Here is a 15,372-nt window from a genome sequence, read left to right as displayed (position 1 = left end):
AGCATGAGGACGTCGTTCACGGCGCGGTTCGGGAGTCACACCGAACGATCGACCGTCCCCACTGCGGCGAAGGGTGAGGGTTGCGGGCGGTTGGTCGCTTGGCGGGTGATGGCCACGATGGTGGTGTCGTCCTGGAGCGTTCCGGAGGTGTGGTGGGTGAGGAGCCTCAGGACGGCGTGGGTGAGTCCGGTCGTCGAGTAGCCGTTGAGCAGGGGCAGGGCCTTGGCGAGGTCGTAGAAGGTGCCTGTGGCGTCGCGGGCTTCGGTGACGCCGTCGCTGACCACCACGATCCGGCTCTTGGGCGGGAAGGGATGGCGGAAGGTGGCGGGGCGGCTGCTCCCGTCGAGGTCCAGCATGCCCAGGGGGAGTCCCGGCGGGAGGGGGATCTCGGTTGCCGTGCCGTCCGACATCAGGATCGGCAGGACATGACCGCAGTTCACGAAGGCGCAGTCGCCGTGCGTGCCCGCCTCGATCAGCAGGACGGTGGCGTGCCGGTCGTCTCCCGTGGATTGCTGGCGGCGGCGGAGGGACGCGTCCATGCGGTGGGCGACGGCACCGAGGTCGCGCTCGGCGCACGCGGCCTCGCGGAAGGCGCCCAGCAGGGTGACGGTGGCGTCGACGGCGGGCAGGCCCTTGCCGGCGACGTCGCCGACGGCGATCCTCAGGCCCCAGGGCGTGGTGATCGCCTCGTAGAAGTCCCCGCCGACGAGGGCCTCGGTGTCGGCGGCACGGTACAGCGCGGACAGCCGGTACCCGCAGAGGGTCCGCGGCAGGGGGCGCAGGATGGCTTCCTGGACTCCGCGCGCCAGGTCGCGCAGATGGTTCACGGTCCGCTCGCCGCGCTCGCGGGCGAGTGCCGCGGCGAGACAGGTCGCGGTGACGAGGACGATCGACGCGGTGACCATCGGGAAGCCGGTCCTGCCGAGTGGGTGCATGCCCCAGCGCAGAGCGGTCTGGGTGGTGAGGGCCAGGACACCGAATCCGAGGATTCCCGGCCAGCGGTGGCAGATGGCGGCGATGGCGGGGAGGGCAGCCAGGAGGGGGCCCGCGGAGAGCTCGCGGTCGGTCGTGAACGCGATGACGACGGCCGTCGACCACACCGCCCAGGGCATGACGCGAGCAAGCAGACGGCCCGGGACGCGCGGCGAGTGTTCGACGGATGGCTCTCGTCTTCGCATGTGCCTGACTGTAGGAAGCCGTGGGGTGACCTGCCGGACGAACCGGTGCCGGGCGTAGGGCGAGATGCCGCATTCCGGTGTGGTGTTCACGGTGTGCCGCCGTCGGCGGGGGAGGAGGGGCGGGTGGTCCGTTCGAGGAAGAGGACGGTGGCGAGGGCGGCTGTGCCGGACATCGGCTGGATTCCGTAGAAGCCGATGCTCCGGTCCATGTCCGCGAGGAGTCGCCGCCCCGCGTGCGTGTCGCTGCCCCCGACGGCCAGGACGGTGCGGGCGTCCTGACGGAGCATGCGGACCGCGAGTGCTCCGTACGCGTGGTGAACTCGTTCGTCACCCATTCCGGCCACCAGTGCCAGCAGCGCGTCGATCCGGGCGCCGGTTTCGCTCCGTCCCGCCGCCCTTCCGGCCCTCAGGGCGGGCAGACCGATCTCGGAGGCGAGGGAGAAGGAGAAGAAGCCGGCCTCCCCGCCGCGAGAGGGTGTGCGCAGGAGCGCGTCGAGGTCGTCCGCGGCCCGGCACACGGCCTCGGGGGAATCGGACGCCCGGCTGCCGGTGCCCAGTAGGACGGTCAGGGCCCGGAAGGTCTCCTCCAGGCTCTCCGGGGCCGAGTGCCCGACCAGGAGCCGCCGGCCCTCGCGGCGTACCTGCTCCAGCACTCCGGGTCCTTCGCGGCGCGCGGCGGTGGCCCGCCGGAAGAGTTCGCGGAGCCGCTGCTCACAGGCCCTGACGGGTTCGATCCCGTTTCCGCGGTGCCACGGCGCCAGGCCCGCGACCTCGACCAGTACCGACAGGGCCTGGTCGGCACGCCTCGGATCCTGGTCGGCACGCCCCGGATCCTGGAGGGCGCGCTCGGGATCCTGGCCGGCCGCCGTGTCGTCGGAGGTTTCGGCGGACAGTAGCGGCGGCAGCATGAGGACTCCGTTCCCGAGAGGTGGGCTGTGTCACTCTCCACCCTAAGAATTCAATAAGAAAGTCTTCAGAGTCGAAGGTCCTTTGTGCAATTGACTCCGTATGTGCGACCACCATCGACGCGTCGACACCGGCCGCACGAGGGCGGCCGGTGCCGGGCGGTCAGGGGTGGCCGATCTCGGCCTTGCCGCCGGGTGGCGGCGGCGGGTGGCGGCGCGCAGGTGCACGCTGCTGATTCCGGTTCCGAAGCCGACAGCCCCGTACTTGGTCCAGTTGCCGTCGGCGATGGAGCCGAGGTTCTGGCCGCCCTCGACGCAGGGCTCGGCCTGGACCGTGCCGTTCCTGGCGCCGAAGGTCTCCGCCTCGATGGTGGAGCGGGCGTCACGGTCGGGGGTGCCGGCCGGCTCGTCGGCGTCGAGCTCGAACTCGTTGACGTTGACGTTGACGACCCCGCTCGTACCGGTGACGGCGAGGCGGACGTAGCGTGAGGTGAAGGGGGGGTGAAGCGGGTCGGCACCGTGTTCAGGGCCGAGCCGACGGGACCGATGCCGGAGGCCGTGGTGCCGGGGATGTCGGTGAAGGTGACACCGTGACGTGGTTCGGTCCCCACAGGGCGGTGGCGGCGCCCGCGGGGGACTGGTTTCCGGCGGTGTCCACCGCCTTCACCTCCAGTCGGTAGGCCGCCGGACCGGGGAGTCCGGTGCGGCTGACCCGGTGGTGGCGACGGGCGTTCAGGCGGTGACGGTCGTGCCCGACTCCGTCAGGCGTACCAGCTAGGAGGTGGCGCCGGTGTCCTTCGGGGTCCGTGAAGTGACCCCATGATCCAGCCGTTGATGGCAGCGCACCCCCGCCTGGTGCCGCGTGATGGAGCCGATGGTCGAGTGGCGCCGCTCCCGGTTGCGATGTTCCGCGGTCCACCGGAAAACGTACTGCCGAGCCTGGGTTGTCGGCGCCTCGTGTCACACTCCATCCCTGATCGTGGGGGCGTTCGTCTCCCGTGCACTGAAGGGGATGGGTGTGAACAGGGTGGGGTGGGCTGTCGTCTCTCTGGCGGCAGTGACGATCGGAGTGGCCGGTTGCGGGGGCGATGGTGTCGATCGGGATGTGAGTGGGACGTCCGCGGTTCCCTCCGCCCCGGCTACGCCGAGGCCGGAAGACTCCGGTCCGATCACCAAGGCCACGATGCGCCTGGTGCTCGACGGCGTGACCAGGGACATCGGGGCGCCGCCGAGCGATCCGGAAGCGGTCTCGTTGCCGGATTCGTCCGCGTACCCGCTGGCTGCCTGCTTCGTCACGTACAAGGGGTTCGACACAGCCGCCTCCACGCTGGACGTGGACCGGACCAACGCCCTGGCGGCCGCGTTGACCGGCCGTGGGTGGACAGAGGCCAAGAAGCGCAATGAGCGAAAGGCGCCGGACGGCACGGTCGACGTGGTGGGGGCGGTGTTCAAGAAGCGTGGCTGGACCGTAGTCATGGAGTACCGCCTGTTCTCCGACAACCGAACGCTCAGTCTGAACGCCTATGACGATGCCTGCGTCAAGAAGGTCCGGGCGGCCGAGGACGCCACGTCCTCCAACTGACGGAACCGGGCGCGGGCGACGGCGCCCCGTGGAGGGCCAGGGCCAGGGCCTGCGGTAGGGGAGAGGGGGCAGGGGTGGAGGACGGCGTGGTCCCGGGTGATGGGCCGTTGGACGTGGTGTGCGACGGTCTTGGGGTGTCGTACGGCGAGTTCTGGCTGACGCCGGCTGCGGCCGGCCGTTCCGTGGATGTCTCGACCGCGATCCCGGTGGGGGACTCCGTCGCCGGCAACGGTGAGGCTGTAGGGGTTCCGACGAGAAGCCCGGTTTGTCACGTGGAGGTCGCCCTGTCGCTGTGGGCTGCAGCGCCGCCCGACGGGCAGGCGTTCTGCTGGGATCGTCCTCGATCGTGACGGAGGGCCGCGAGCTGCGCCTGGTCAACGTCGAGGGGCGGGAGCCTGGCCCGGTGCTCGTTCTGGAGGATGACGGATCGTACGGGGTGAGGGTGTGGCGTTCGGGACCGGCGGGGCAAGGCGCCGTGGAGTCCTACGACATCCGAGTGTGGCCGGACCCCGCCTGACGACACGGAGGGGCATTCGGCGATCTTGAACGCCGGACGATCAGCTCCACCTCGCTCACTCGACGTGGCGCCGACCGCCATTCCGCCACGCCTGGACAGGGGCCCGAGTCCATCAGATGATCATTCACGGACGGCGCACTGCTGGACAGAGCCCGAGCAGCGTGCGGACTCCTCGCCGACCTGAAGGCCGCCACCCACACGCCCATGTCTGAGACGGAGCTCGGCCTGGGCCGAACAGGGACTACGCGGACCTCGGCTGTCGCGTCGCCGCCTTCTGCGCCCTGAGGTGCGGTTTGAATCCGATGTCGCCCTCGGCACGTAGGTAGGAGTCGCCGGCCCCGTACGGCTGGGGCGTGATGGTCCCGGCCGGGACGAAGGCGACGAACTCGACGCCCCGGGCGGTAGACGGCGGCATCTGCTTGAGGTGTGCGTCGGTGACGGGGACGAGGTGGTCCCGGCTGACCTCGTAGGCGCGGCCGGTCTCGTCCTCTCTGAGCTTCCGGCTGCCGAGGTCGCAGATCTTGCGGAACCTGAGAGGCAGAGGCACAGCCCGTCCCGGTTTGACTTCAAGAGCTCTTGAAGTTGTTTGGTTCCGGGGTGGCAATACCGACTGAACCCACCGAGACCACCGAGACCACCGAGACCACCGAGACCACCGAGACCACCGAGACCACCGAGACCACCGACTCCGTGTCCGCGCGTAGCGGCTCGCCCGGCAGCTGGAGGGAACTCTTCGGCCCTGATCACCGGGCGACCGCGCTGCTGATCGCGGGCGTGATGCTGCTGGACGGCGCGAGCACCTGGGTGACCACCAGCCTGCTGCCGACGGCCATCGAGGACATCGGCGGCGAACGCTTCTATGCCTGGACCACGACCGCCTTCATGATCGCCTCGGTGATCGCCGCCCTGCTGGTCAGCCGGACCCTGTCCCTGCGCGGGCAGCGGGGCGGATTCCGGATCGGCATCGCGGCGTTCGCTGCCGGTACGGGCATCGCCGCCATGACCCCCACGATGGAGGTACTGCTGGCCGGACGCGTGCTCCAGGGGTTCGGGGCCGGCCTGCTGGCCGGGCTCAGCTACGTCACCGTCCAGTCGGTGCTGCCCGAGCGTCTGTGGGCACGGGGCACCGGCCTGGTGTCGGCGATGATGGCGGTCGGGTTCTTCGTCGGCCCCGCGATCGGCGGACTGTTCGCCCAGCTCGGCGCCTGGCGCCTTGCCTTCGCCGTGGTGATGGTCCTGACGCTGCCGCTGGTCCCGCTCGTGGCGCGGGCCGTTCCCCCCGGCCGCCAGGCCCAGGACGTCAGTCCTCTTCCGATGATCTCGTTGCTGCTGCTGACCGCGACGGCGACGCTCATCAGCACGGCAGGCGTCCTGTCGGAACCCGGACTCACCGTCGCGGCCATCGCCGCCGCGTTCGTCCTGGTCACGGTCTTCGTCCTGAGCGAGCGCCGCCCGGCCGCCCGGGCCCGGGTGCTGCCCGCGCTGACCTACTCGCCCCGCTCGACGCTCCGGTGGCTCTACCTCACCCGGGTCCTCCTCACAGCCGCCGCCTCGGTGGAGGCGTTCATCTCGCTGTTCGGCCAGCGGCTCGGCGGCCTGCCACCGGTGGCCGCAGGATTCCTCGGCACCACGCTGCCCGTCGGCTGGGCCCTGACCCAGGTCGCGGTCTCCGGTGCCCGCCCGTCGGTACTCGCCCGCCTGAGCCTGGCCGGCCCCTTCGTCCTGGCCGCCGGTCTGGCCGTCACCGGTCTGCTCCAGCGCGAGAACGCCTCCCCGCTCACGGTGGCCGCCTGGGCCGCGGCCTACCTCGTGGCCGGTTCCGGCATCGGCATGGCCATGCCGCATCTGTCGACGGCCGTGATGGGCAGCACGACAGATCCCCGGGAGGCTGCCAAGGCGTCCGCGGCCATGAACACCATCGGACTGTTCGCCTTCTCCTTCGGCGCAGCCCTCGCCGGTGTCCTCGTCAACTTCGGTGCGCCCTCGATGGCCCGCTCGGCGCACCATGTCCTGTTCGCCCTCGCCGCCGTTGCGGCCCTGGCCGGTATCGCCGCCTGCCTGGAGCGGCGCAGCGCCGCGGTGCTCTCCCGGTCGGGGCGGTGAGCCGGCGCCCGCAGGATGCCGGCGGGGCGGTTCACTGCACCGGCCCCGGAAACCTCAAGGAATGTCGAAGTCCGGATTACGGTGGAACCATGGAGGTGCCGCCCTACAACGCCAAAGAACTCACTGTCGGTGAGCTGGCCGAACGCAGCGGCGTCGCCACCAGCGCACTGCGCTTCTACGAATCGATGGGCCTGATCCACAGCCGCCGCACCTACGGCAACCAGCGCCGCTACCCCCGGTCGACACTGCGGCAGGTCGCGCTCGTCCGGGTCGCGCAGAGCGTCGGGATCTCGCTGCGAGAGGTCCAGGAGGCGCTCGCACGCCTGCCTGAAGGGCACACCCCCACCCAGGACGACTGGGAGGAGCTGTCGAGGAGCTGGCGGGACGATCTCGACGCACGCATCGAGCAGCTCACCCGGCTGCGCGATCGGCTCGACGACTGCATCGGCTGCGGCTGCCTGTCGCTGGACCGCTGCGTGGTGGCCAACCCCAAGGACCAGCTCGGCCAGGCAGGGCCGGGGCCCCGCCGCCTGCTGGTCGACCGGTTCCTGGACCCGCCGGCACACCCCCGCCCATCCCGCGGCGACCGGCCGCCCGCCACTCGGGAATGACCCCTCCGCAACCATCTGCCGGAAGGCTTCCCGCCCGCGGCGCCGGCCGTCGCGGACCCAAGACCTGGCCGCCCCTGCCCGGCGAGCCTCCACACCCAGGAAACCCGATAGGAGCAGTACCCATGCGCACCAGGACAGTCGAGATCCCCACCCCCGACGGTACGGCCGACGCCTTCGCCGCCTTCCCCGACGACGTCGAGCGCCACCCGGGGGTCCTGCTGTACACGGACGCCATCGGGCTGCGGCCGGTGATCTACGAGATGGCCCAGAAGCTGGCCGCCGAGGGCTACTACGTCCTGGCCCCGAACATCTTCTACCGTCATGGCCCCGCCCCCGTGATCGACGTACCCGACCTGAGCACCGCCGAGGCCCGCGATGCCTTCTTCGCCCGTCTCATGCCGCTGCTGGACGAACTGACCGTCGAGCGCGCGGTCCGCGATGCCGGCGCCTACCTGGACTTCCTCGCCGCCCAGCCCGAGGTCCGCCCTGGCCCGGCCGGGGCCGTCGGCTACTGCACGGGCGCCGTCCTGGCCATCCGCGCGGCGGCGGCCCGCCCGGGCCAGGTGGCCGCCACGGCCTGCTTCCACCCCGGCCCCCTGGTCACCGACGCCCCCGACAGCCCGCATCTGCTCGCCCCGCAACTGAAAGCCGAACTCCTCTTCGGACTGGCCGAACACGACGACTCCATGCCCCCCGAGGCCGTCGCCGAGCTGAACAAGACCCTCGACGCCGCCGATGTCCGCTACTCCGCCGAGGTCTACCCGGACACCGTCCACGGATTCACCATGGCCGACACAGCCGCCTTCAGGCCCTCGGGACTCCAGCGCCACTGGCAACATCTGGTGCCGTTCCTCGCCGGCTCGCTGACCAGCAGGTGACCTCTCGGCCTCTCTGCCGTCCTACCGGGCGCCCGGCAGCTCCCGCACCTCGACGCCCTCGCCCCACACGCCCGGTCCTTGGCGACGATGCTCACCGATCGCCGGGGCCGGCGCCTCCCGGCCTGGCATCGTGTTCAGCGCCGTCAGCGTGGCAAAGGCCCACTACTGGAGAGGTAGGGCTAGCGCGTCGTGCCGCTCGCCGGGTCGTGGGATTCCGGCGCGAGCGCCTGGACCGCGCGGTGTCGGGAGGCGTACGCGAACGACCAGGACGCGACGGTCTCGCTCGGCGTGGTCACCGACCGCGTGCGTCAGGCGAGGGCTGACCGCGAGCCGCCGCCGCTGCCCGACGCTCCTTGACGCGGCTTGATCAGTGGGTGATCGACAGGCCGTCCGCCGGTTGCGTATGAGTTCGGTACCGGACGGGCGCCGGACCGGTCGGCGGGCTGCGTCCCGCGCGTTCACGCGAAGGCGGGTTACAGGCCCAGGCGGCGCCGGGCCACCGCGACGTGGGCCCGCAGGGAGCGGTCCCAGCCCTCTGTCACGAGCTGGGCAAGTGGGAGTACGGGGAGAAGAGCAACGCCCTCGACTACGTGGTCGTCGGCGATCCCACCCTCATGGTGATCAGTCGTAGCCGGCCGCAGCGGCCCGTGGCGCTGTTCTCTATCTGGGACTGGGCCATCTCCAGCGGCCGGTACGAAGGCGCACTGCTGGTCCACCGGTCCGAGGGAGGCCCGCCCGAGGCGTACCCCTTCTGCGTCTACGTGTCCTTCGACGATGCCGCGTACTTGAACGATCCGAGAAGATCCGGCTTCCAGCTCTACAGGAACGACCACCCGGGCACCCCTTCGGATCACAAGGGCTGCTACGTCTCGACCGCGACGGGGAGCAGCACGGGCACGGGTGCCTCCTGAAGGCGCGGTGCGACCGCCGGGCGAGGCTGAGCCGGACATCGGTGTCCGTCCTGGCCGCTCCCTGCTCCTGCGGGACACGCTCGACTGGAACTCAAGCGGCCGGTCGACCGCCGCATCCTCGCCGAGCCCGAGCCGGGCTTGTTCACCGATCCCCGTCCATGACCGTGGCCCGGCCTGTCGGCGGCGTCGGACTTCATGCGCTCCAGGAACGTGAGCAGAGCACCAGGCGGTAGCCGTCAGGATCCGCAACGGTGACGCCGTGCTCGTCCCAGTAGGGATTGTGCGCGGCGGCGCGGGTGCCGCCCGCGGAGACGAGGCGGTCGACGAGGGCGTCATCGACCGCGGCACCGAGATAGAGGACGAAGAGGTCGTCCACCGTGGGTGCAGGCTCCAGGGGCCGCTCGGGGTCGTGCGTGAGCTCGAAATGCCAGGAGCCGCCCGGGAGTCCGAGCATCACCAGATCATGCTCGCCGGAGACACGCTCGGTGGTGCGCCACAGAACGTCGAGCCCGAGGCCCTCGACGTAGAAGCGCTCGGCGGCCGCAAGGTTCCGGGAGGGGCGGGCGATCCGGACGCGGGTGTCCGGGGTGATCACGCTGAGGCCTCCAGGGTCGCGCGCCAGACCGGGCTGTCGACGTAGTGGTTGTCGAAGCGCTCCGAAGTCTCGGCGAGTCGGCTCGGGGGCTCCTCACCGCGGGTGACCTGCCCCAGCAGCCGCAAGTAGTCGAAGCGGTCCATGCCCGGCGTGAAGACGCACAGGACGTCGGCGCCCGAGCCCGGGGCGGCACGGAAGGCGTGTGGAGTGCCCGGCGGAACGGCGAGGAAGTCACCCTGGTGCAGGATGGTCACTTCCTCGCCCAGCAACACCTGCAGCGAGCCGCTCAGCACGAAGAACAACTCCCAGGCGCGCGTGTGGAAGTGGGCTGGCGCGCCGTTCGCACCCTCGGCGAACGTCGAGCGGTAGCTGGTGAACGCGCCGCCAGTCTGCGCCGAATCGGCAAACAGCGCCATCACGGCACTGGGGTCGGCGCAGGTCTCAGCCTCGCCACCGCGGGTGAGTACCGGCGTAGCGATGTCGCCGTTCAGGCCATGATCCAAAGTCATGATCGGAACCTTACCGATCAGTACGACACGAGCACCACCGACGTCTGCGGAGCACCCTCGTCGTGAGCAGCCGCCTCGTTCACCAGGCCCGTCCGTAGTCCGGACCCGGCCTCATGACCAGCCCGTCTCACCCCGACTGGGCAGAGGGCGGCGGATCATCGCTGGTGAATCTCCTCTGGGTGGCGAGGAACCTCCCCGGAGGCGCTCGCCAGCCATCCGGTGGCACGTACGAGCTCGCGCGCTATGTCGTGTCGACCGCGGTCCGTCCGTCGGTCGCCACCCGCGCCGTGTCCGGGGGCATCTGCGCATCCGGGCCGGAATCCGTGCTTTGCGGGCGCTGCCCTCCCACTCCTGTTCCGGCTCCGCGCCCAGTTCCCGGTCGGCCGGCGGACCGCTTACGACGGTGGAGTCGGACGCGGTGAGTACCACCCGCACGAGGGGAATCGTCAGGACGTGCAGCCGGGGGCGTGGTCGGGTGCCGGCAGACGTAGGGGCTTGAGTCTCCCGTAGGGGGAGACGTAAAGGTGGGGGCATGGACGGTGACACGCTCTACTCGATCGGCGAACTCGCTCGGCGGACCGGCCTCACGGTCAAGACCATTCGGTTCTACTCCGATCGCGGGATCGTGGCGCCGACGGACCGCAGCCCGGCCGGCTACCGCCTCTACGACATCGACGCCGTCGCACGCCTGGACCTCGTGCGGACCCTGCGCGAGCTGGGACTGGACCTTCCCACGATCCGCAAGGTCGTGGACCGCGAGCTCTCGCTTCCCGAGGTCGCCGCGGCGCACGCCGAAGCACTGGCAGTGCAGATCCGCGTCCTGCGCTTGCGGCGAGCGGTGCTGACGGCGGTGGCCGAGCGCGGGTCCACACCTGAGGAGACGGAACTCATGCACCGACTGGCCCAGCTTTCCGAGGACGAACGCCGACGTCTGACCGGCGATTTCCTCGACGCCGTCTTCGGCGGTCTCGACGCCGCCCCCGCATTCGCGGGCGTCATGCGCTCGATGACCCCCGAGCTGCCCGACAACCCGGAGGCGGAGCAGGTCCAGGCGTGGGTGGAGCTCGCCGAAATGTCCCAGGACCCGGATTTCCGCGCCAGGCTGCGGCGGATGACCGAGGAGCAGGCAGCCGAGCAGGCGGCAGAGCAGGCCCGAAGCGACACGAGGGGCCCGCGCCGCGACATCGCCGGAGTCGTCCGTGACCAGGCCGGGCCCGCCCTGGCCGCCGGCATCGACCCGGCCTCGCCCCAGGCCGATCCGATCGTCGCGGCGTTCACGGCGCACTACGCGCACCTCCTCGGCCGCCCCGACGACGTCGAGCTTCGCCGCCGGCTGGCCACTCGGCTGGAGAGCGTGAACGACCCCCGCAGGGAGCGATACCTCCAGCTCCTCGCGGTGGTCAACGGCTGGCCGGCCCCGGAGAGCCTGGCGCCGGTGCTCGACTGGTCCGTCCAGGCCCTGCGCGCCCGGACACAGCAATGACGGGGTGGCCGCAAGGCGGCGTGGGACGGACACGGCCGACGCCGGGTGAGAACGCCCCCGCACATCATGGGTGGGTGAATGCCCCCGTCGTACTTCAGGTGGCCGCGACGCCGGTCTCTCCCGCTCTCGTTCTTCGCCCCTGGCGCATGGAGGATGTACCCGCACTGGTCGAGCTGAGCCGGGATCCGGCATTGCGCCGGTGGGCGAGCTCTGCCGTGGACAACGATGCCGACGGGGCACGCTGGGTGCAGGCCCAGCAGCAGGGCTGGGCAACGGGAGACCGGTTCGGTTTCGCCGTCCTGGAGGCACAACCCGGTTCAGTTCGCGCCCGGTTGGTGGGCAACGTGGTCCTCAAGGACGTCGCCTCCGGCAAACCGGCGGCCGAGGTGGGCTATTGGACCGCGGCGCACGCTCGCGGGCGGGGAGTGGCACCGCGCGCTCTGGAGGCACTCACCAGCTGGGCCTTCGACACCTTCGAAGCAGACGGGCTGGAGCGTCTCGAACTCCTGCACCAGGTGGACAACCAGGCCTCGTGCCGGGTTGCGCAGAAGAGCCGGTACGACTTCGACAGCGTCCTGCCCGCGGCGCCGCCCTCCTTCCCCCGCGACGGCCACCTGCACATACGGCGCACGAGTGCCTGAGACCCTCCCGGCTTCTGCGGATCGACTGAGAGGGATGGTCCCAGGACGAGCGAGAGGCCGCCGCCGAGGAGAGCTGCTCCCCGCTTGCGCGGGGATGGTCCACACGCCCCGTGGGGATGGCCCCGCGGGGCGCTCCAGGCTCCACAGGACGAGTCCCTGCTCTCAGCGCAGAGGAAGAAGTGTGCGTCATGTGTGACACCACGATGCGTACGTGCAAGGGCTCGCCTCCCGGGGTAGTGGTTACCTGTTGTTGATCAGCAGCTACTCATTGGAGTGGGAATGTCGCAGACCCAGCACGCCGCGGTGGTCGAGCCGGACCCGGGCCTGAGTCTCGCCGAGATCTGGGCGCCGATCTCGGAGTACAAGAACAAGCTCGTCCAGGAGGACTACGGTCTCGCCCCCAAGGCGGTCATCGCTCTGGACGAGGAGTGGCAAGGGGTCGGCGACAGGATCAGCCTGTACTGGGGCGAGGGTGCCACCGTCCCGGACGTCGAGTACGAGCTGACGGTGAGCGACCTCTACCGGCGCGAGGCCGGGTTCGAGGTGCCGTGGCCTTCCATCGAAGCTGCGGGCAAGGGCGATATCGCGGTCTGGTACATGGTCACCCCCGATGACACGGACACCCCCGCACGCACATCCGGCAGGTCTCTCGTCACCGTCGAGACCGTGGCTCGGCCCGTCGAATCCGACACCGACGTCGACACGGAAGCCGACTGACCCTCTCCTGGATTGCTTCCCGCACCCGCAGGGATGGTTCGGAGAGCAGCACCCGCGCGGACCTGCGTCAGTGGGGTCGAGGAGCGGTCCTCGATCACCAGAATGGAGGTTTCGGCCATGACCGGTGACTGGCGGATGGACCGGATCGGGACTGCGCTGAGGGGCGAGAACCCGACCGTGCTGCGACGGCTGACGTCGGGGTTCGCGGTGATCGGCGACGTTCAGTTCCTCCCGGGCTACTCGGTCCTGCTCGTGGACGAACCGGATGTGCAGCGTCTGTCGGACCTGCCGAGGGCGAAACGGCTGGGTTTCCTGTCTGACATGGACCGGCTCGGCGAAGCGGTCGAGCGTGTCTGTCGGCGGCTGGACCCGGCTTTCCGCCGGGTGAACCTGGAGATCCTGGGGAACACGGACCCGTTCCTGCATGCGCATATCTGGCCGCGGTTCGAGTGGGAGCCGCCCGACGTGGTGGGTGCTCCGGTGTGGCTCTATCCGCGTGAACGGTGGAGCGACGAGCAGTTCAGGCTCGGTCCGCAGCACGACCTGCTGCGGGACGCGATCGGCAGTGAACTGGACCAACTGCGCTCCATGACCTGACTGTTGCGGGCGTGCTGACCTTCAGGTCCGCGGGCTCGGCGATCCGTGACGGTCAGCCGAAGCTGGCCAGCCGCTTTCACGCTGCCTCACGGTGAAGGCACGGGAGTCTGTCTCACAAGCCGTGGCACGTCCTTGGCGTATGTTCCGCGCCTGCGAGACCTTGCCGCGTGGATGCCGGGCTCGGCGTTCACAGCGAGGTCGTCACTGGCTCCATCGTGCCCATGCTTGTCTGGCCCCGGTGGACCGGCGGGCCGGTCATGGGACTGCCTCGCGGCCGGACAGGCGGACTTGTTCGGTCTCGTACTCGGTACGCAGCTGCTCTGCGACGTCCGGATCGGTGCCGAGTTCGGCGGCTGCGTCGGGGAGTGCGGCCAGGGCCGCTTCGGTGGCGGTGGTCTGGGCCAGGTGCGGCGTCCGCTTCTGCGGCCCAGGTGCCGGCGGTGGGTGCCGAGGCCTTCGGCGCGCTCGCGACCGACAACCTGGGCCTGATCACGGTGCAGGCCCAGGGCGTCCAGCGCCGGCTGAGCAGCTGGGGCTGTACCGGCAGCATCGACGGACTCCCCGACGCCAGCAGTGGGAAAGCGATGCAGCGCGGCCCGATGGAATCGACGTCAGTCGGCGGGGAGCTTGTGCACCACCGTGTCGGCGGGACCCAGGGCTCTTCCGTCTTCGGCCAGGACCGTCAGGGGGCGCAGGCGGCGGCCCTGGCTGCGGTCGACCAGCTCGGAGTGGGGTTCTCCAGGTGCGAACGAGTTCGCCTCGCCCCACTGTCGCAGCGCGACGATGACAGGGAAGAGTGCCTCGCCCTTGGGGGTCAGTACGTATTCACGGTAGGCACTGCCGTCCGACGCGGGCACGGTCTCCAGGACACCGCCGGCGACCAGGCCGCGCAGGCGTGCGGTGAGGATGTTCTTCGCCACGCCGAGGCTGCGCTGGAACTCCCCGAAGCGTCGGCTTCCGTCGAAGGCGTCCCGCACGATCAGCAGGGACCACCAATCGCCGATGGCGTCGACCGATCGCGCGACAGGGCAGTCGCTGGCGTCGAAGCGCGTCCTCTTCACCATGTCCGGCCCTCCCCTCTCTGGTTGCAACATGATACCAAGACGCATTACCGTCCGACCTGGTAGCAAGATGCAACCGAAGAGGGTGGGAGGGGTACGGAATGGTCCATGACCACAGCGCCGAGGCCGACACGTCACGTACGCGACGAGGCGGCGCCCGTCACCCGGATGCGGGCGCCTCGGATCCCGTCCTGCCCAGGAGCCTGGTCGCGCTCTTCGCCCTCACCTGCGGATCGGCCGTGGCCAACGTCTACTTCGCCCAGCCGCTTCTCGTGACCATGGGACACGACCTCGGGATGACCCCGTCGCTCGTCGGCGGCGTCGTCACCCTCACTCAGATCGGATACGGCGCAGGGCTCCTCCTTCTCGTCCCACTCGGGGACGTGATCGCGCGCGGACGGCTCGTCCCGGCCCAGCTGCTGCTCCTCGTGGGAGCCCTCCTGGCCGTGGCCACCGCCCGCACGGCCCCGGTACTCCTCGCGGGCATGGCCGCGGTCGGGCTCCTCGCCGTGGTCACGCAGACACTGGTCGCCTTCGCCGCGTCCCTCGCCGGCCCCGCCCGGCGCGGGCAGGTCGTCGGCGTGGTGACCAGTGGAGTCGTCATCGGGATCCTGCTCGCCCGCACGGCCGCCGGCCTCATGGCCGACCTCGCCGGATGGCGCGCGGTGTACCTGGCCTCCGCTCTGCTCACCCTCCTGCTCGCGCTGATCCTGCACCGGGCCCTCCCGCGATCCGCCGCCGCACCCGCGTCACTGCGCTACGGCCGTCTTCTGCGCTCGACGGTCACGCTCTTCACGACGGAACGGCTGCTCCGGATCCGGGCTCTGCTCGGCATGCTGATCTTCGCCGCGTTCAGTGCCCTGTGGAGCAGCGTCGCGCTGCCGCTCAGCGAGCCCCCGTATCGGCTCTCCCACACGGCGATCGGGGCGTTCGGCCTGCTGGGAGCCGTAGGCGCCGTCGCCGCGCAGGCCGCGGGCCGCCTGAACGACCGAGGTCTGTCCCGCCGGACGTCCGGCATCGGTCTGGCGCTGCTCGTCACCTCCTGGGTGCCGCTGGCCTTCACACGGTCCTCGCTCTGGGCACA

17 protein-coding genes and 1 pseudogene are annotated in these 15,372 nt (G+C 70.5%); 11 read left to right on the top strand and 7 right to left on the bottom strand.

Annotation, left to right across the window (positions count from 1 at the left end; translation table 11 throughout):
* Nucleotides 1–35: 35 nt before the first annotated feature.
* The 3 genes from AB0E19_RS09775 to AB0E19_RS09765 form a co-directional block, all read right to left on the bottom strand.
* Nucleotides 36–1,112 (bottom strand): PP2C family protein-serine/threonine phosphatase, encoded by a 1,077-nt coding sequence (locus AB0E19_RS09775; protein ID WP_362175972.1) that lies wholly within the window; start codon nt 1,110–1,112, stop codon nt 36–38.
* Nucleotides 1,113–1,264: 152 nt separating this feature from the next.
* The gene (locus AB0E19_RS09770) at nt 1,265–2,086 is read right to left on the bottom strand and encodes a triphosphoribosyl-dephospho-CoA synthase (protein ID WP_362175969.1); all 822 of its coding nucleotides are present in this window, start codon (nt 2,084–2,086) and stop codon (nt 1,265–1,267) included.
* Between the two features lie 42 nt (nt 2,087–2,128).
* A complete protein-coding gene (locus AB0E19_RS09765; RefSeq protein WP_362176578.1) occupies nt 2,129–2,452 on the bottom strand; it encodes a hypothetical protein in 324 nt (107 codons plus the stop codon).
* Between the two features lie 814 nt (nt 2,453–3,266).
* On the opposite strand from AB0E19_RS09765, the gene AB0E19_RS09760 reads away from it, so the two are divergent.
* Entirely contained in the window at nt 3,267–3,665 is a 399-nt protein-coding gene (locus tag AB0E19_RS09760) for a hypothetical protein (protein ID WP_362175966.1), read from the top strand.
* A 758-nt stretch (nt 3,666–4,423) separates the two neighbouring features.
* Here AB0E19_RS09760 and AB0E19_RS09755 read toward each other — a convergent pair.
* Nucleotides 4,424–4,729 carry a Ku protein gene (locus AB0E19_RS09755; RefSeq protein ID WP_362175963.1) on the bottom strand — a complete coding sequence of 102 codons (306 nt, stop codon included), beginning with the start codon at nt 4,727–4,729 and terminating at the stop codon, nt 4,424–4,426.
* A 50-nt stretch (nt 4,730–4,779) separates the two neighbouring features.
* Between AB0E19_RS09755 and AB0E19_RS09750 the strand changes: the two genes are divergently transcribed.
* The 5 genes and pseudogenes from AB0E19_RS09750 (at nt 4,780) to AB0E19_RS09730 (ending at nt 8,685) form a co-directional block, all read left to right on the top strand.
* Entirely contained in the window at nt 4,780–6,285 is a 1,506-nt protein-coding gene (locus AB0E19_RS09750; protein WP_362175960.1) for an MFS transporter, read from the top strand.
* Nucleotides 6,286–6,374: 89 nt separating this feature from the next.
* Nucleotides 6,375–6,896 carry a redox-sensitive transcriptional activator SoxR gene (gene soxR / locus AB0E19_RS09745; RefSeq protein ID WP_362175957.1) on the top strand — a complete coding sequence of 174 codons (522 nt, stop codon included), beginning with the start codon at nt 6,375–6,377 and terminating at the stop codon, nt 6,894–6,896.
* A 122-nt stretch (nt 6,897–7,018) separates the two neighbouring features.
* Nucleotides 7,019–7,774: a dienelactone hydrolase family protein gene (locus AB0E19_RS09740; RefSeq protein ID WP_362175954.1), complete on the top strand. Its 756-nt coding sequence runs from the start codon at nt 7,019–7,021 to the stop codon at nt 7,772–7,774.
* Nucleotides 7,775–7,960: 186 nt separating this feature from the next.
* Nucleotides 7,961–8,125 (top strand): annotated as a pseudogene (locus AB0E19_RS09735) (HNH endonuclease); the annotation flags it as partial.
* A gap of 155 nt (nt 8,126–8,280) precedes the next feature.
* On the top strand, nt 8,281–8,685 hold the full coding sequence (locus AB0E19_RS09730) for a hypothetical protein (RefSeq protein ID WP_362175951.1): 405 nt from the start codon (nt 8,281–8,283) through the stop codon (nt 8,683–8,685).
* Nucleotides 8,686–8,878: 193 nt separating this feature from the next.
* Here AB0E19_RS09730 and AB0E19_RS09725 read toward each other — a convergent pair whose 3' ends face one another.
* Together AB0E19_RS09725 and AB0E19_RS09720 are read right to left on the bottom strand one after the other, a co-directional pair.
* Nucleotides 8,879–9,280: a VOC family protein gene (locus tag AB0E19_RS09725; protein ID WP_362175948.1), complete on the bottom strand. Its 402-nt coding sequence runs from the start codon at nt 9,278–9,280 to the stop codon at nt 8,879–8,881.
* The gene (locus tag AB0E19_RS09720; RefSeq protein ID WP_362175945.1) at nt 9,277–9,789 is read right to left on the bottom strand and encodes a cupin domain-containing protein; all 513 of its coding nucleotides are present in this window, start codon (nt 9,787–9,789) and stop codon (nt 9,277–9,279) included. The genes AB0E19_RS09725 and AB0E19_RS09720 overlap by 4 nt, the downstream gene beginning before the upstream one ends.
* Nucleotides 9,790–10,321: 532 nt before the next feature.
* On the opposite strand from AB0E19_RS09720, the gene AB0E19_RS09715 reads away from it, so the two are divergent.
* The 4 genes from AB0E19_RS09715 (at nt 10,322) to AB0E19_RS09700 (ending at nt 13,227) form a co-directional block, all read left to right on the top strand.
* Complete coding sequence (locus AB0E19_RS09715) at nt 10,322–11,272, top strand: MerR family transcriptional regulator (RefSeq protein WP_362175942.1); 951 nt, start codon at nt 10,322–10,324, stop codon at nt 11,270–11,272.
* Nucleotides 11,273–11,346: 74 nt separating this feature from the next.
* Complete coding sequence (locus tag AB0E19_RS09710; protein ID WP_362175940.1) at nt 11,347–11,913, top strand: GNAT family N-acetyltransferase; 567 nt, start codon at nt 11,347–11,349, stop codon at nt 11,911–11,913.
* Between the two features lie 279 nt (nt 11,914–12,192).
* Nucleotides 12,193–12,630, top strand: a complete 438-nt coding sequence (locus AB0E19_RS09705; protein WP_362175938.1) for a hypothetical protein — start codon at nt 12,193–12,195, stop codon at nt 12,628–12,630.
* A gap of 117 nt (nt 12,631–12,747) precedes the next feature.
* The gene (locus tag AB0E19_RS09700) at nt 12,748–13,227 is read left to right on the top strand and encodes a diadenosine tetraphosphate hydrolase (RefSeq protein WP_362175935.1); all 480 of its coding nucleotides are present in this window, start codon (nt 12,748–12,750) and stop codon (nt 13,225–13,227) included.
* Nucleotides 13,228–13,838: 611 nt separating this feature from the next.
* Here AB0E19_RS09700 and AB0E19_RS09695 read toward each other — a convergent pair.
* Nucleotides 13,839–14,291 (bottom strand): helix-turn-helix domain-containing protein, encoded by a 453-nt coding sequence (locus AB0E19_RS09695; protein WP_362175932.1) that lies wholly within the window; start codon nt 14,289–14,291, stop codon nt 13,839–13,841.
* A gap of 98 nt (nt 14,292–14,389) precedes the next feature.
* Between AB0E19_RS09695 and AB0E19_RS09690 the strand changes: the two genes are divergently transcribed.
* The coding region (locus AB0E19_RS09690; RefSeq protein WP_362175929.1) for an MFS transporter at nt 14,390–15,372 on the top strand (983 nt) is incomplete at its 3' end.

It is taken from the genome of Streptomyces sp. NPDC047974, assembly GCF_040653375.1.
Taxonomy (GTDB): Bacteria; Actinomycetota; Actinomycetes; order Streptomycetales; family Streptomycetaceae; genus Streptomyces.
The sequence above is the reverse complement of the archived record's forward strand: the minus strand, read 5'-3'. Positions and strand labels throughout refer to the sequence as shown.

Excerpts from the sequence above, each read along its gene's own strand:
- AB0E19_RS09770 (WP_362175969.1), bottom strand. The coding sequence starts at position 2,086 with ATGCTGCCGCCGCTACTGTCCGCCGAAACCTCCGACGACACGGCGGCC.
- soxR (WP_362175957.1), top strand. The coding sequence starts at position 6,375 with ATGGAGGTGCCGCCCTACAACGCCAAAGAACTCACTGTCGGTGAGCTG.
- AB0E19_RS09740 (WP_362175954.1), top strand. The coding sequence starts at position 7,019 with ATGCGCACCAGGACAGTCGAGATCCCCACCCCCGACGGTACGGCCGAC.
- AB0E19_RS09775 (WP_362175972.1), bottom strand. The coding sequence starts at position 1,112 with ATGCCCTGGGCGGTGTGGTCGACGGCCGTCGTCATCGCGTTCACGACC.
- AB0E19_RS09760 (WP_362175966.1), top strand. The coding sequence starts at position 3,267 with ATGCGCCTGGTGCTCGACGGCGTGACCAGGGACATCGGGGCGCCGCCG.
- AB0E19_RS09695 (WP_362175932.1), bottom strand. The coding sequence starts at position 14,291 with ATGGTGAAGAGGACGCGCTTCGACGCCAGCGACTGCCCTGTCGCGCGA.
- AB0E19_RS09700 (WP_362175935.1), top strand. The coding sequence starts at position 12,748 with ATGACCGGTGACTGGCGGATGGACCGGATCGGGACTGCGCTGAGGGGC.
- AB0E19_RS09720 (WP_362175945.1), bottom strand. The coding sequence starts at position 9,789 with ATGACTTTGGATCATGGCCTGAACGGCGACATCGCTACGCCGGTACTC.
- AB0E19_RS09705 (WP_362175938.1), top strand. The coding sequence starts at position 12,193 with ATGTCGCAGACCCAGCACGCCGCGGTGGTCGAGCCGGACCCGGGCCTG.
- AB0E19_RS09715 (WP_362175942.1), top strand. The coding sequence starts at position 10,322 with ATGGACGGTGACACGCTCTACTCGATCGGCGAACTCGCTCGGCGGACC.